Source organism: Bacillus sp. SIMBA_026 (assembly GCF_046535335.1).
Lineage (GTDB): Bacteria > Bacillota > Bacilli > Bacillales > Bacillaceae > Bacillus > Bacillus velezensis.
Genome location: NZ_JAWRWX010000002.1, coordinates 121432 through 137058 on the forward strand (window position 1 = coordinate 121432; position 15627 = coordinate 137058).

Below are 15627 nucleotides of genomic sequence, written 5' to 3' on the forward strand. Positions count from 1 at the left end.
AAATGGCTAGCTTACACAGGTAAGCTAGCCATTATGCTATTATAAAGCTTGATAAAGATGTACAAAATACCGATAACAAAAGTAAACCAAAACAGAATCTCAAGCAATATAAAACCGATCAGCGAAACGATAGAGAGTGTCGAATAGATTCTGTACACCATGAAAATCAAATAAACGAGCGTAACAACGGCAAATAACGCCGCAATCCAAAAACCATTCTGCACGAGCGCAAAGGAAAGAATTCCTCCGCCTACATAAATTAAAGAGCCTAATCTGATTTTTTTCAGATTGTCCCCCTCAGGGTCATTTGTGAAAAACAAAAGAGACAGCTCTGTCACTGTGTTTGCAATCAGCTTCAAAGCCGAAAAAAGCATAAAATACACAAGGGCGAACGCTGCAAAAAGCGCCAGTCTGATCCCTTTCTCAGAGAAATAATCCAGCATCCCCTGATACATGCCGAGCGTCTGAAGTATCTTCATGACATAAAGCGAGGTAGAAATGGATAATGACGAACTAAAAAGCAGAATCGCAACGAGCGGAAAATAACCCGTCCAATAAGTATTTTTCATATAAAAAGTCCCTTTCTGTAATCTACCTCACTTATTATGGAGGACTTAAAACACATTGACAAGATAAAAAATTCCATTTTTCCTCACTTTTACGAAATAAGGGCCTGATCTTCACAAACCGGCTTTTTCGGAGTAAAGTAGAACGCGGGAATGATAAACGTAAGGAAGGCTGTTATGAAAAAAACATTAAAATTGCAAACCCGATTAACGATATTCGTCTGTATTGTCGTCCTTATCGCACTTTGTATCACCTTTTTCACGATCAGCGTCCAAACAGCAGACCGCGTGAAAGAAGAAGAACGGACAACCGCGCTGCGCACCGCAAAGCTGGTCGCGGAAACACCGAGTGTCGCGCAGGCATTGCAAACAAGAAAAGGGCTGAAAGAGCTCCGGGATTATACATTAGACGTCCAGCATACGACAGGAACCGAATTTGTCGTGGTGATGGATATGAACAGCATCCGCCTCACCCACCCCGACGCAAATAAAATCGGGAAGAAATTCACCGGCGGAGATGAACAGCCGGCGATGCACGGCCATATCAAAACGAGCACATCAGCGGGAACGCTCGGAAAATCCATGAGAGCCTTCGTACCGATCTATGGAAAAGATAAAAAACAAGTGGGCGTCGTTTCGGTCGGAATTTCGCTTAACAAAATACAGGATGTCGTCAGCCACAGTTTGAGACCGCTTTATTTCATCATCTGCGTAAGTATTTTTGTCGGCGTCATCGGAGCCGTCATTGTCGCCCGCACCGTCAAAAACATTATGTACGGTCTTGAGCCCTATGAAATCGCCACCCTCCTGGAAGAGCGGAGCGCCATGCTCGAATCAACGAAGGAAGGCATTCTGGCGGTTGACGCGCGGGGAAAAATCAAGCTCGCCAATGCAGAGGCGAAACGGCTTTTTATTAAAATGGGTATTCCGACTAATCCGGTCGATCAAGATGTGAACGATATTCTCCCGAAAAGCCGGCTGAAACAGGTGATTGAAACGAAAAAACCGCTTCAGGACAGAGATATCCGCATTAACGGACTTGAGCTGGTCTTTAATGAGGTTCCGATTCATCTGAAAGGACAAACCGTCGGAGCGATCGCCACGTTCAGGGACAAAACGGAGGTCAAACATTTAGCAGAACAGCTGTCCGGTGTTAAAATGTATGCAAACGCATTAAGAGCCCAGTCTCATGAATTCATGAATAAGCTTCATGTCATTTTAGGGCTTGTCCAGTTAAAAGAATACGATGATCTCGGCACTTACATTAAAGACATTGCCATTCAGCAGAAGACGGAAACAAGCGAGATTATAAGTGATGTCAAAAGTCCGGTTCTCGCAGGGTTTCTTCTAGGAAAACAAAGCTACATACGCGAACAGGGCGCTGATCTGGACATTCAGCTCGGCAGCCTGATCCCGAATGCGGCGGATCCGGCCGTCATCCATGAGCTCATTACGATTATCGGAAACCTGTTAAACAACGCGCTCGACGCGGTGGCGCAGATGCCGAAAAAAAACATTACGTGCTCAATGCGGTTTCAGGATCGCCAGCTTGATATAGAGATTACGGACACGGGAGCCGGAATGTCTGCGGCAGACCAAGCCCGTATTTTTGAACAAGGTTATTCCACGAAAGGGACAAACCGGGGGTTCGGCCTCTATTTCACCCAGCAGGCAACAGAAAATTTAAAAGGCCATATGATTGTGACAAGTGAAAAGAATGAAGGAACGACTTTCAGTCTTCGCATTCCGTATGAACCGAAGGAGGAAAATGATGATTAATGTACTCATAGTTGAAGACGACCCCATGGTGGGTGAATTAAATAAGCGCTATCTCAGCCAGATTGAAGGATTTCAGCTGAAAGGGATCGCATCATCCTTTCAAAGCGCGCTGCACGTGCTGAGCGAGCATCATATCGATCTCATCCTTCTTGACATTTACATGCCGGGAAAAAACGGGCTTGAGCTTTTAACGGAAATCCGCAAGCAGAATGAATCGGTTGATGTCATCGTCATTTCGGCCGCAAGCGAGCTGGACGTCATTAAAAAAACGCTTCGGTACGGCGCCGTCGATTATTTAATCAAACCATTTGAATTTGACCGCTTTCAAACCGCTCTTTCCGACTACAGACGCAAGCAGAAAGTTTATCAATCACACAGAAGCATGACACAGAAAGAATTGGATGCCGAGCTTTTTCAAAAGAAAGAAGCGGCGGAAAAGGTTCACCTTCCGAAGGGATTGACAAAGAGCACGCTTAAACTCATCTGGGCGAGCATTGAGTCTTTCGGCGACAGTTCTTTTACTACGGAAGATCTCGCCAAGCATACTGAAATCTCGCAAGTCTCCATCCGGAAGTACCTTAAATTTCTGGAAGACATTCAAGTGCTGAATGTAGAGATGGCGTACGGCACAATCGGAAGGCCCGTCTTTCAATACCATATCAACACAGGCAATGTCAGCAGCATCAAACAATATTTATAATGTCAAAAAGCGCCGTTCCGCTGTGAACGGTGCTTTTTTACTGTCATATCCCGTGACAAAAGGCTTGAGATTCCTTTTTTGTATGCTATATAAGGATAATGACCTGGCTGATCCTCCTCTGTTTTATCCAGATGAGGAAGCCGATTCATAAAATTGATATTTTTTTAAAAATAAGCAAATTTCTATTTATTTATGGCGGGTAAAATGATAAATTATGATTGGTTAGCAGATCATTTCAGGTAAGTCATAAGTCCCGAATCCGGAAGAGACAGCCGCTCAAGACGGGAAAAAGAGAGACGTCTCATCGTTATTATCAGAAAGTTTTTTCGATTCCGCATCCGGTACGGGGACTCAAGTCTGAATTGAACGGCACAGCCATATTTTACAGGGGGGTTATATCTTTGAAAAAACGCAAAATCGGAATGGCGATGGCGCTCATCGCGGCGGCCGGAACCATATTAAGCGCATGCGGTTCAAGTGACAAAGCAAACAGCTCCGGCAGCAAAAACTTTACCGTCGGCATGGTAACGGATATCGGCGGTGTCGATGACAAATCATTTAACCAGTCCGCCTGGGAAGGCATCCAGGCATTCGGAAAAGACAACGGGCTTACAAAAGGCAAAAGCGGTTTTGACTATCTTCAATCAAAATCAGATGCAGACTATACAACGAACTTAAATAAATTAGCGCGGGAACACTTTGACCTGATTTACGGCGTCGGGTATCTGATGCAGGATTCCATCAGCGAAATCGCCGATCAGCGCAAAGACACAAATTTTGCGATCATTGACGCCGTTGTCAAAAAAGACAACGTGGCGAGCCTTACATTTAAGGAGCAGGAAGGTTCATTCCTCGTGGGAGCGGCCGCTGCGCTATCGAGCAAAACGGGAAAAGTCGGATTCGTGGGCGGAATGGAGTCTGAATTGATCAAAAAATTCGAAATCGGCTTCCGCGCGGGTGTACAAGCCGCAAATCCGAAAGCGACCGTCGAAGTGAAATATGCGGGCGGATTTGACAAAGCCGATGTCGGCAAGGCGACGGCTGAAAGTATGTACAAATCAGGCGTTGACGTCATTTATCACGCGGCCGGCGCAACGGGAACGGGCGTCTTCACAGAAGCGAAAAATCTGAAAAAAGAAGATCCGAAGCGGAACGTATGGGTTATCGGTGTTGATAAAGACCAGTACGCGGAAGGTCAAGTCAAAGGCACAAAAGACAATGTCACTCTGACATCAATGGTCAAAAAAGTGGATACAGCCGTAGAGGACTTAACGAAAAAAGCGAGTGACGGGAAATTCCCGGGCGGCAAAACATTAACATACGGTTTGGCGCAAGATGCAGTCGGCATCTCGGATCACAAGGAGAACCTTTCTGACGATGTCATCAAAGCAACAGACGATTGGAAGAAGAAAATCGCGGACGGACTCGAGATCCCTTCAACTGAAAAAGAATTGAAATCCTTCAAGGCTGAGTAAGAACCAGGGGATAAGGAGACTTCCGTCTTATCCCCTCTCTTTTATGAAAAGAGCGGTGAAGGAAAAGCTGCATCTCTTGCAGCTTTTCTTTTGCCAAGCTCTTTCTCATCAAAGTATCTCTGAAAAGGAGCGTCAAATCGGTGGATTATATCATTGAAATGCTTAATATACGCAAGGAGTTTCCCGGAATCGTCGCCAATGATGACGTCACGCTTCAAGTGAAAAAAGGCGAAATACACGCCCTTCTCGGTGAAAACGGCGCCGGAAAATCGACACTCATGAACGTTTTATTCGGCCTGTATCAGCCGGAAAAAGGCGAGATCCGGGTGCGGGGCGAACGCGTTCACATCAACAGCCCGAACAAAGCCAACGATCTCGGCATCGGGATGGTGCACCAGCATTTTATGCTTGTGGACACCTTTACCGTCTCAGAAAATATCATTCTCGGAAAAGAGCCGAAAACGTTCGGCCGAATTGACAGACAGCGCGCCGACCGGGACGTGCGCGATATTTCCGACCGTTACGGCCTGCACATTGATCCTGAAGCCAAAGTTGCCGATATTTCCGTCGGTATGCAGCAGCGGGCGGAAATATTAAAGACCCTCTACCGGGGCGCCGACATTCTCATTTTTGACGAGCCGACCGCGGTGCTGACTCCGCACGAAATTCAAGAACTGATTCAGATTATGAAAAATCTTGTCAATGAAGGAAAATCGATTATCCTCATCACCCACAAATTAAAAGAAATTATGGAAGTCTGCGACCGTGTTACCATTATCCGGAAAGGAAAAGGCATTACAACACTCGATGTCGGACATACGGATCAAGATGAACTGGCAAGCCTTATGGTCGGACGCGAAGTGTCATTCAAGACGGATAAAAAGCCGGCCGATCCGAAACAAGAAGTGCTTTCGCTTTCTGATGTAACGGTGAAGGACGCGCGCGGCGTTGAGGCGGTCAAACAGCTCTCCCTCTCAGTCAGAGCCGGTGAAATCGTCGGCATTGCGGGCGTTGACGGAAACGGCCAGTCTGAATTAATTGAAGCCATTACAGGTCTCAGAAAAACAAATGCCGGCACGATCACGTTAAACGGCAAACAGCTGCAAAACATGCCGCCCAGGAAAGTCACTGAAGCCGGCATCGGGCATATTCCGCAGGACAGGCATAAACACGGGCTCGTCCTTGATTTTCCGATCGGAGAAAATATCGTGCTGCAAAGTTATTACCAAAAGCCCTACTCTTCTTTCGGCATATTAAATAAACACACGATTTATGACAAAGCGCGAAGCCTGATTGAAGAATACGATGTCAGAACACCTGATGAATATACGCCTGCGCGCGCTCTCTCCGGAGGGAATCAGCAAAAGGCCATTATCGGCCGGGAAGTGGACAGAAACCCGGATCTTTTAATTGCGGCCCAGCCGACGCGGGGACTCGATGTCGGCGCGATTGAATTCGTCCATAAAAAGCTCATTGAGCAGCGTGACGCCGGTAAAGCGGTGCTTCTGTTATCTTTTGAACTTGATGAAATAATGAATCTCAGCGATCGCATCGCCGTCATCTTTGAAGGCAGCATCATCGCAAACGTCAATCCGCTTGAAACAAACGAGCAGGAGCTCGGGCTTTTAATGGCGGGTAGTAAGCAAATGGAGGCGGGGAAAACACATGATTAATCGACTTTCTCATCTGGCTGTGCCGCTGATTGCGATCATCCTTGGCTTAGCTGCGGGTGCGGTCATCATGCTCGCCAGCGGCTACAATGTCGTAAGCGGGTATTCGGCTCTTTGGAGCGGCATTTTCGGTGAAGTGTATTACATCGGGGAATCGATCCGGCAGATTACGCCATATATTTTGTCCGGATTGGCCGTGGCATTCGCATTTCGGACCGGCCTGTTTAATATCGGGGTTGAAGGACAGCTCCTTGTCGGCTGGACCGCCGCGGTGTGGGTCGGCGCTTCCTTTGACGCCCCCGCTTACATCCACCTTCCGCTTTCGTTATTGGCGGCTGCGGCTGCGGGCGGCATTTGGGGCCTGATTCCCGGATTTTTAAAAGCCCGTTTTTTTGTCCACGAAGTGATTGTCACGATCATGATGAATTATATCGCTCTTCATTTAACCAATTATCTCATTTCCGATGTCATGACGGACCACCGGGACAAAACAGACAAAATTCAGGAAAGCGCGTCGCTCCGCTCGCCGTTTTTAGAGCAGCTGACAGATTACTCCCGCCTTCACTGGGGCATTCTGATCGCTCTGTTTGCGGCAGTCCTCATGTGGTTTATTATTCATAAAACAAAAAGCGGATTTGAATTCCGGGCTGTCGGCTTTAACCAGCACGCCGCACAATACGCCGGAATGAGCGTCAGAAAAAATATGATGTACGCCATGATGATTTCCGGCGCCTTCGCAGGGCTTGCCGGGGCGATGGAAGGACTCGGAACCTTTCAATACGCGGCGGTTAAGGGCGCCTTTACCGGCGTCGGCTTCGACGGCATTGCGGTTGCGCTTCTCGGCGGCAGCACGGCAATCGGCGTGATTCTGGCGGCATGTCTTCTCGGCGGCCTTAAAGTCGGGGCATTAAATATGCCGATTGAATCCGGCGTGCCTTCTGAAGTCGTTGACATCGTCATCGCCATTATTATTTTGTTTGTGGCATCAAGCTACGCCATCCGTCTCATCCTTGATAAATTGAAGAAAAAGGGGGCGAAGTAAGTGGACTTCCTGCAGATTTTATCCATTATTGTCCCGGCAACACTCGTATATGCGGCTCCGCTTATTTTAACCGCTCTCGGCGGCGTATTTTCTGAAAGATCTGGAGTTGTCAACATCGGTCTTGAAGGACTGATGATTATCGGCGCCTTTACAAGCGTCATGTTCAACTTATTTTTCGGACGTGAGCTTGGGGCCGCCGCTCCGTGGCTCGCTCTGGCTGCGGCTATGATTGCCGGCGGACTGTTCTCACTGATCCACGCGGCCGCCGCGGTTTCTTTCCGCGCCGATCAGACGGTAACCGGTGTGGCGATCAATATGCTCGCGTTAGGAGCGACACTGTTTATCGTCAAGCTGATCTACGGAAAGGCGCAGACTGATAAAATCCCGGAGCCCTTTTACAAAACGAACATTCCCGGGTTAAGCGATATTCCGGTTTTAGGAAAGATTTTCTTTTCCGACGTATATTATACGTCGATTTTAGCCATCGTACTGGCCTTTGTTTCCTGGTTTATTTTATTCAAAACGCCGTTCGGCCTCCGCATCCGTTCTGTCGGGGAACATCCGATGGCGGCCGATACGATGGGAATCAACGTGTTCGGCATGCGCTATATCGGCGTCATGATCAGCGGACTGTTCGGCGGGCTCGGCGGCGGTGTGTATGCTTCCACGATCGCACTTGATTTCACGCACTCCACCATTTCCGGGCAAGGCTTTATCGCTCTCGCCGCGCTGGTTTTCGGCAAATGGCATCCGATCGGCGCGCTCGGGGCTGCGCTGTTCTTCGGGTTTGCACAGAGTTTGAGCATTATCGGCTCGCTTTTGCCCCTGTTCAAAGACATTCCGAATGTATACATGCTGATGGCTCCTTACATTCTGACCATTCTCGCGCTTGCCGGCTTCATCGGCCGCGCGGATGCGCCTAAGGCCAACGGCATCCCTTACATTAAAGGAAAACGCTGATCACCACACAAAAAGAGTTCCGCACCCTGGTGCCGGAACTCTTTTCATCTATATACGATTCTGATATACTCACGCGGCTGAAACGGCGTTTGCATTGATTCAGCCGCACTCAGCTTGTCTTCCGCGTATTCCGCACCGAGAAAAAAACGCTCCCAATTATCTGCCTCCGTCTGCTGCCGCGTTTTGCAGAAATCGTCCGCTATGAATGTTCCTGCAATAATAGAACAAAATATTCCAATACAGGCCGCCGCCTTTCTCTTCATCTGACCAGCTCCTTTTTTAAAAGCTTGATCTGAAAGATAAATGTATATACAAAGATCAGGATATTTGATAAATTTATTTTGGGTTCAAAAGACCACAAAAATACAGAAAGGAATACATTATGCCGTAGCAGGGTAAAAAAAAGTGCGATATAATTTGTACTGGGTCCTATGACCGTGAATTGATTGATTCACTCTTACATAAAGCAGTTGCTTGATGAAAAAACAAGCAAAGGAGGTCTTCTGTTGCAGCTGTTACATTTCGCGATTTTGGCGCCTTTTTTATTTGCATTTATCGTTCCCTTTCTTTATAAACGGGTAAAACAAGTCCATACAGGCTGGTTTGTGCTGATAGTGCCCGTTGTGCTGTTTGTTTACTTTATCAGCAAGCTCCCTGTCACAATGACCGGAGAAACCGTTCGGTATGCGGCCGAATGGATTCCGTCCCTCGGTATTAACTATACCGTTTATATTGACGGACTCGGGCTGTTATTCGCTTTATTGATTACCGGCATCGGCTCTTTGGTGACGCTTTACAGTATTTTTTACTTATCGAAGGACAAAGAAAAGCTCGGCCCCTTTTATGTGTACCTGCTGATGTTTATGGGCGCGATGCTCGGCGTTGTGCTCGTCGATAACGTTATCGTTCTTTATATGTTCTGGGAGCTGACAAGCCTGTCATCCTTCTTATTAATCGGGTATTGGCATAAGCGGAAGAAATCACGCTACGGGGCGGAAAAGTCACTGCTGATTACCGTCGGCGGCGGGCTGTGCATGCTCGGCGGCTTTATCCTGCTGTATCTGATGACGGATTCTTTCAGTATCAGGGAAATGGTCAACCAGGTGCATATTATCGCAGGCCATCCGTTCTTTATTCCGGCGATGGTTCTCCTGTTATTGGGAGCCTTTACGAAATCAGCGCAGTTTCCGTTTTATATCTGGCTGCCTGATGCCATGGAGGCGCCGACTCCTGTCAGCGCCTATCTGCACTCGGCTACAATGGTAAAAGCGGGCATTTATGTGATTGCCAGATTCAGTCCGGTTTTTGCATTTTCACCCGTCTGGTTTTGGACGGTTGCCTCAGTCGGTCTGATCACGATGGTATGGGCTTCCTTCAATGCGATTAAACAAACCGATTTAAAAGCGATTCTGGCATTTTCCACAGTCAGTCAGCTCGGTATGATTGTATCGATGCTCGGCGCAGGAGCCGCCGCGCTTCATTACCAGCATTCAGAGTATTTTACGGCGGCTGTCACCGCGGCTGTGTTTCACTTAATTAACCATGCTACTTTTAAAGGAAGTTTATTTATGGCGGTCGGCATTATCGACCATGAAACGGGAACACGGGACATCCGCAGGCTCGGCGGCCTGATGGCGCTTATGCCGGTAACGTTCACCGTTTCACTGATCGGAACGTTTTCCATGGCGGGCCTCCCTCCGTTTAACGGCTTTTTAAGTAAAGAAATGTTCTTTACAAGTATGCTGCGGATTGCTCATGCAGATATTTTCAGCCTTGATACGTGGGGCGTGCTGTTCCCCGTTCTCGCATGGATCGGGAGCGTCTTCACTTTCATCTACAGCATGAAGCTGTTTTTCAGAACGTTCAGCGGCGCGCGCAAATCTGATCAGCTTGAAAAGACGCCGCATGAAGCACCGCTCGGCATGCTGATTTCGCCGGTCATTCTTGCCGCTTGCGCCGTCAGTCTGTTTTTTGCACCGAACGTTTTGTCTTACAGCCTGATTGAACCGGCGATGAACTCCATTTATCCGGCTCTGTTAACCGGCGGAGATACATTCCATGTCCATATTTCCCAGTGGCACGGGGTGACGGCTGAGGTAATGATGACCCTCGGCATCATCATTGTCGGCACGATCGGTTACGTAACGCTGTCTAAATGGGAGCGTTTGTACGGTCTGTTTCCGAAAAAACTGACGCTGAACAAGCTCTACGATGCGGTGACAGGCAGTATGGAAAAAAGATCTTACCAGCTGACGTCATCTTATATGACCGGATTTTTGCGGGATTATCTGCTGTATATTTTTGCGGCGTTTATCATTCTCATCGGAGCGGCGTTCGTGATGAAAGGCGGCTTTTCCATGACAGCGAAAGGCATGGCTGAGATCGGCCTGTATGAAATCGTGCTGTCCCTCGTTATGGTGAGCGCAACGATTGCGACTGTGTTCGCCAAATCGCGGCTGACGGCCATTATCTCACTCGGTGTTGTCGGGTACACACTCGCGCTGTTTTTCGTGATTTTCAGAGCGCCCGATCTGGCGCTCACGCAGCTCGTCATTGAGACGATATCCGTCGCCTTGTTTCTTCTTTGTTTTTACCATCTGCCGAAAATGCGGCGGAAAAAGAAGACAAGAACATTCCGGATGACGAATTTTATCATTTCTCTCGGTGTCGGCGTCATCGTGACAATGCTCGGAATCGCGTCTTCCAGCGAAAAAACAAAAGACAGCATCTCCTCCTTTTTCACCGCTTACAGCCATAAGCTCGGGGGAGGAAACAATATCGTCAACGTCATCCTCGTTGATTTCAGGGGATTTGATACGATGTTTGAAATCACGGTGCTGTCGATTGCCGCACTCGGGATTTACGGCATGATCAGAACGAAAGTAAAAGAGGAGGGAGAAGAGCGTTGAGACAGCAAAAAACAAACGACATCATCCTTCAGACGGCAACGAAGCTTGTATCTTTTATCATTCTGCTTTTCTCTTTCTATTTATTTTTATCGGGGCATAACGCTCCCGGCGGAGGATTTGTCGGCGGACTGATTACGTCTTCGGCCATCGTGCTGTTGCTTTTGGCCTTTGATTTAAAAACCGTCAAATCGATTTTGCCCGTCAATTTTATTTATGTGGCGGGCGCGGGTCTGCTTATCGCGATTGCAACGGGTGCAGGTTCGTTCTTATTCGGAGCACCCTTTCTCACCCATACATTCGGCCATTTTCATCTCCCGGTGCTTGGGAATACGGAGCTTGCGACGGCCACTTTATTTGATTTAGGTGTGTATCTCGTTGTTGTCGGCGTGACGATGACCATTATTCAAACGATTGGAGAGGAAGAATAATGGAAATCTTAATGTCTGTCATTGCCGGTATTTTGTTTATGGCGGCAACCTACCTGCTGCTTTCTAAAAGTCTGCTGCGTGTGATTATCGGCACCGCGCTTTTAAGCCACGGCGTCCATTTGCTGCTTCTGACCATGGGCGGACTGAAAAAAGGCGCTCCTCCCATACTGGGCGGAAAAAGCACGTCGTTTGTCGATCCGCTGCCGCAGGCACTCATACTGACGGCGATCGTTATTTCGTTCGGCGTCACGTCCTTCCTGCTTGTGATGGCGTTTCGCGCCTATCAGGAATTGAAATCGGACGATATGGATCGAATGAGGGGAAATGATCAACATGAATAACTTTGTGATATTGCCTATTCTGGTGCCGCTGCTTGCCGCAGTGCTGCTGATTTTTATGAACAGGCGCGTGATGCTGATGCGGATATTCAGCACTGCCGCTTCCTGTGTCTCCATCGTCATCAGCGCCGCTCTCGTTCAGACGGTTTTCACACATGGGATTCAGACGCTGACACTCGGCGGCTGGAAAGCGCCGTACGGCATTGTGCTCGCCGCGGATCAGCTCGCCGCACTGCTTGTTTTGACAACCGCCATAATCGGGCTGCTCGTCACCCTGTACTCCTTCCGCTCCATCGGAGAAAAAAGGGAGCGCGCTTTCTATTATTCAGGGGTGCAGTTTCTTCTGGCCGGCGTAAGCGGAGCGTTTTTGACGGGTGACCTGTTCAACATGTACGTCTTTTTTGAGCTTCTGCTTATCGCGTCCTACATGCTGATCGTGCTTGGCGGAACGAAAATTCAATTAAGAGAATCATTGAAGTATATCGTGTTTAACATTGTGTCATCCGCGTTTTTTGTCATCGGCGTCGGTTACTTATACGCGGTGACGGGCACGCTGAATATGGCTGATCTAAGCGTAAAAATAAGCGAATCGGACCAGACCGGGCTGATAACCGTGATCGGCGTCCTTCTTCTCGTTGTATTCGGTTTAAAGGGCGGGATATTCCCGCTGTATTTCTGGATGCCGGGCTCTTATTACGCCCCGCCGGCTGCGATTTCGGCTTTATTCGGGTCTCTTTTGACGAAAGTCGGCCTGTACGCCATTTTAAGAGTATTCACCCTGATCTTTATTCACGATACGGGCTTTACCCACCAATTGATGATGTGGCTTGCGATGCTGACGGTTCTATTCGGCGTAATCGGATCTATCGCCTTTTCGGATGTCATGAAAATCGTCATCTACAATATTATTACAGCCGTCGGCGTGATTTTGTTCGGCATTGCCATGAACACGCCGGCCTCCATTCAAGGAGCGGTTTATTACTTGATTCACGATATGCTGATTAAAGGAGCGCTGTTTATGCTTGCCGGCACGCTTATCGCTTTGACGGGCACTGCCAGCCTGCATAAAATGGGCGGACTGATCACCCGTTATCCCGTTTTGGGATGGATGTTCTTTATCTCAGCCATATCTTTGGCCGGCATCCCGCCGTTCAGCGGATTTGTGGGCAAGCTGAAGATCGCGGAAGGCGGGTTCGATAAGGGGGAAACATTGTTTTCCGTATTGATTCTCTTATCCAGCCTGCTTGTGCTCTATTCGGTGCTGAAGGTTTTCACGACGGCTTTTTGGGGGGAAGAAAAAGAAATTCCGGGCGCAGGCGGACGGTCCGCAAAAGGACTTCTTTATCCGGCAGCCGCTTTTCTCCTTTTGTCGCTTCTGTTCGGGCTCGGAACCGAATGGGTTTCACCGTATGTCAATCAGACGGCTGAGAATCTGCTGAATCCGGAAAAATACATTGAAGCTGTTTTGAAGGAGTAGATGGCATGGCTTTTCAACTATTATTAAATGTTCTTCTCGCTGTTTGCTGGATGTTTCTCACAAACAGCCTCAGCGCGGCGGGTTTTATGACCGGATTTATCGCGGGCTTGGCGGCGCTGTTTTTTTTCCGGCGCTTCTTCTCGCGGCCGTTTTACATTTGGAAAATATGGTCAGTCATCAAACTGGCGCTGATCTTTATAAAGGAATTATATTTGGCCAATGTCAGCGTGCTGAAAACCGTTATATCGCCGAAACTGAACATCCGCCCGGGCATTTTCGCGTTTAAGACGGAATTGACGGAGGATTGGGAGATCACGCTTCTCTCGCTGTTAATCACTTTAACACCGGGTACGCTCGTGATGGATATCTCCGATGACCGGTCGATTCTCTATATACACGCCATGGACATTGAAGATGCGGAGAAAGCGATCCATGACATCCGCGTCTCTTTTGAGAAAGCCATTCAGGAGGTGAGCCGCTGATGTTTACGTTTATTCTGCAATTATCACTCGGCATTATGGCGGTTTCGACTCTTCTGTACGTCATTCGCGTCATAAAAGGGCCTACGGTACCGGACCGGGTCGTCGCGCTTGATGGGATCGGCATTAATCTGATTGCCATGACCGCGCTTGTATCCATTCTCTTAAACACATCGGCCTTTTTGGACATCATTCTGCTGCTCGGCATTTTATCGTTTATCGGCACGATTGCCTTTGCTAAGTTTTTGGAGAAAGGAGAGATTATCGAAAATGATCGAAATCGTTAAATGGGCCGTCGGCATTTGTATTCTGATGGGATCGCTGATCTGCCTGGTCGCGTCTTTCGGCACACTCAGGCTTCCTGATGTGTATACGCGCGCCCACGCCTCTTCAAAAGGCTCGACACTCGGCGTTAATTTGGTATTGCTCGGGGTGTTAGGCTACTTGTGGATGCTGACCGGAGAAATTTCTGTAAAAATACTGCTCGGCATCATTTTTATCCTGCTGACGGCGCCGGTCGGAGCGCACCTCATATGCAGGGCCGCGTACAATTCGGGAGCGGCGCTTGATAAAAGAAGCGTTCAGGATGATTACAAAGGGATCAGAAACTTTGTGATCAAACGAAAAGAAGATTCATATTTGTAAAAACAAACAGCCGGACGATTCAGGGTTCCGGCTGTTTGTTTATTTTGTTATAACAGCCAGCGTGCAGCGGGAAACACAGATCAGCCTTTCCCGTTCATCGAAAATGTTAATCCCGTACACAATAGTGGCTCTGCCCGTGTGAACGGGTTCTGCTATTGCCGTGACCGTCCCGCCCTCTTTCACGGATTTTAAATGATTGGCATTAATCTCAAGCCCGACACACGCCTGTTTCGACCGGTCGATAAAATGCTGGGCCCCCACACTTGCAACAGTCTCCGCCAGCGCTGCTGACGCGCCCCCATGCAGATATCCGAAAGGCTGCACCGTCCTCTTATCCACAGGCATCACCGCCACGCATCTCTCCGGCGTGTTTTCAGTGATTTCAATACCGAGTGCGCCGAGCAATGTATTGTTCAGATTCATAGGTCATTCTCCCTTCAAGATTTATAGTACGTTATCTGACTTGGCGATCAGCACCGCTTCAGTTCGGGAGCCGACATTCAGCTTATTAAAAATGGATGTCAGGCTGTATTCAATCGACCGCTTGCTTAAGTGAAGCGCATCTGCGATTTCCTGATTGGTCAAACCTTTTTCGACCTCTTGGAGAATATGGCGCTCTCTCGGGGTTAACCGATCCTGCTCACTTTGAGGGGAAGAAGACGTTTTTGTTTTTTGCTGGGTCATCAGCTGTTTGAAATAGGAGAAATCAACTAAAATCTGTCCGTTGAGCACGTGATATATGTATTGCATGATTTTCTCTTTAGATTCGGTTTTGCTGATGGCGCCATGCAGGCCCGCGCGGATGGATTCTTCAAAATAATCTTCAACCTCATAGCCTGTGTAGACAATGATTTTACAGAGAGGATTCTCTTTTAAGATTTTCTTGGAAAGCTCTATGCCGCTGATGTCATCACCCAGATTTAAATCCATTAATATGAGATCGTAAGCTGAAAAATCATGCCGGAGAACGAATTGTTCACTGGCATCAGGACTGAGGCAATCGACAGAAAGATTCGTGTCCGTTTCCAGAATCGTCTTGGTGCCCTCCATGACAGCCGGATGATCATCAATCACTAGTATCTTTTTCATGGTTTCCTCCCTTTTACTCACTCATTTCCATTTTATTAAAAAGACTTGGCTTCTGCCAAGTCGATTTGGT

General features: G+C 48.1%; 17 protein-coding genes. 13 read left to right on the forward strand and 4 right to left on the reverse strand.

Going from position 1 to position 15627, the window contains the following annotated elements:
- Positions 1–11 precede the first annotated feature (11 nt).
- On the reverse strand, positions 12–569 hold the full coding sequence (locus SB847_RS11345) for a YufK family protein (RefSeq protein ID WP_007408662.1): 558 nt from the start codon (positions 567–569) through the stop codon (positions 12–14).
- A gap of 174 nt (positions 570–743) precedes the next feature.
- Here SB847_RS11345 and malK point away from each other — a divergent pair, with 174 nt between their 5' ends.
- From malK to nupQ, 6 genes are all read left to right on the forward strand, one after another.
- Positions 744–2345, forward strand: coding sequence for a malate sensor histidine kinase MalK (gene malK, locus SB847_RS11350; RefSeq protein WP_029326022.1), 1602 nt, complete (start codon positions 744–746; stop codon positions 2343–2345).
- A complete protein-coding gene (locus SB847_RS11355) occupies positions 2338–3045 on the forward strand; it encodes a response regulator (RefSeq protein WP_029326021.1) in 708 nt (235 codons plus the stop codon). Before malK ends, SB847_RS11355 begins: the two co-directional genes overlap by 8 nt.
- 401 nt (positions 3046–3446) lie before the next feature.
- The gene (locus SB847_RS11360) at positions 3447–4520 is read left to right on the forward strand and encodes a BMP family lipoprotein (RefSeq protein ID WP_410563265.1); all 1074 of its coding nucleotides are present in this window, start codon (positions 3447–3449) and stop codon (positions 4518–4520) included.
- 140 nt (positions 4521–4660) lie between these two features.
- Positions 4661–6193, forward strand: a complete 1533-nt coding sequence (locus SB847_RS11365) for an ABC transporter ATP-binding protein (protein ID WP_410563268.1) — start codon at positions 4661–4663, stop codon at positions 6191–6193.
- Positions 6186–7232, forward strand: coding sequence for an ABC transporter permease (locus SB847_RS11370; protein ID WP_410563270.1), 1047 nt, complete (start codon positions 6186–6188; stop codon positions 7230–7232). Before SB847_RS11365 ends, SB847_RS11370 begins: the two co-directional genes overlap by 8 nt.
- The gene (gene nupQ, locus SB847_RS11375) at positions 7233–8192 is read left to right on the forward strand and encodes a guanosine ABC transporter permease NupQ (protein ID WP_003152071.1); all 960 of its coding nucleotides are present in this window, start codon (positions 7233–7235) and stop codon (positions 8190–8192) included. It begins immediately after the preceding gene.
- Between the two features lie 44 nt (positions 8193–8236).
- On the opposite strand, the gene SB847_RS11380 is transcribed toward nupQ, so the two are convergent.
- Positions 8237–8455 (reverse strand): hypothetical protein, encoded by a 219-nt coding sequence (locus tag SB847_RS11380; protein WP_007408668.1) that lies wholly within the window; start codon positions 8453–8455, stop codon positions 8237–8239.
- A 243-nt stretch (positions 8456–8698) separates the two neighbouring features.
- Here SB847_RS11380 and SB847_RS11385 point away from each other — a divergent pair, with 243 nt between their 5' ends.
- From SB847_RS11385 to mnhG, 7 genes are read left to right on the forward strand one after another with little or no spacing between them, the layout of a single operon-like run.
- Complete coding sequence (locus SB847_RS11385; RefSeq protein WP_410563273.1) at positions 8699–11101, forward strand: Na+/H+ antiporter subunit A; 2403 nt, start codon at positions 8699–8701, stop codon at positions 11099–11101.
- Positions 11098–11529, forward strand: a complete 432-nt coding sequence (locus tag SB847_RS11390) for a Na(+)/H(+) antiporter subunit B (protein ID WP_007613424.1) — start codon at positions 11098–11100, stop codon at positions 11527–11529. The genes SB847_RS11385 and SB847_RS11390 overlap by 4 nt, the downstream gene beginning before the upstream one ends.
- On the forward strand, positions 11529–11870 hold the full coding sequence (locus SB847_RS11395) for a Na(+)/H(+) antiporter subunit C (RefSeq protein WP_082998530.1): 342 nt from the start codon (positions 11529–11531) through the stop codon (positions 11868–11870). The genes SB847_RS11390 and SB847_RS11395 overlap by 1 nt, the downstream gene beginning before the upstream one ends.
- Positions 11863–13344: a Na+/H+ antiporter subunit D gene (locus tag SB847_RS11400; protein WP_410563277.1), complete on the forward strand. Its 1482-nt coding sequence runs from the start codon at positions 11863–11865 to the stop codon at positions 13342–13344. The genes SB847_RS11395 and SB847_RS11400 overlap by 8 nt, the downstream gene beginning before the upstream one ends.
- Positions 13345–13349: 5 nt before the next feature.
- Positions 13350–13826 carry a Na+/H+ antiporter subunit E gene (locus tag SB847_RS11405; RefSeq protein ID WP_007408672.1) on the forward strand — a complete coding sequence of 159 codons (477 nt, stop codon included), beginning with the start codon at positions 13350–13352 and terminating at the stop codon, positions 13824–13826.
- Positions 13826–14110, forward strand: coding sequence for a Na(+)/H(+) antiporter subunit F1 (locus SB847_RS11410; protein WP_017419420.1), 285 nt, complete (start codon positions 13826–13828; stop codon positions 14108–14110). The genes SB847_RS11405 and SB847_RS11410 overlap by 1 nt, the downstream gene beginning before the upstream one ends.
- Entirely contained in the window at positions 14094–14468 is a 375-nt protein-coding gene (gene mnhG / locus SB847_RS11415; RefSeq protein WP_007613429.1) for a monovalent cation/H(+) antiporter subunit G, read from the forward strand. The genes SB847_RS11410 and mnhG overlap by 17 nt, the downstream gene beginning before the upstream one ends.
- A gap of 39 nt (positions 14469–14507) precedes the next feature.
- Here the strand turns inward: mnhG and SB847_RS11420 are convergent, their stop codons facing one another.
- Together SB847_RS11420 and comA are read right to left on the reverse strand one after the other, a co-directional pair.
- Positions 14508–14891 (reverse strand): hotdog fold thioesterase, encoded by a 384-nt coding sequence (locus SB847_RS11420; RefSeq protein ID WP_007613430.1) that lies wholly within the window; start codon positions 14889–14891, stop codon positions 14508–14510.
- Between the two features lie 21 nt (positions 14892–14912).
- Positions 14913–15557, reverse strand: a complete 645-nt coding sequence (comA, locus tag SB847_RS11425; protein ID WP_003152052.1) for a two-component system response regulator ComA — start codon at positions 15555–15557, stop codon at positions 14913–14915.
- Positions 15558–15627: the final 70 nt, after the last annotated feature.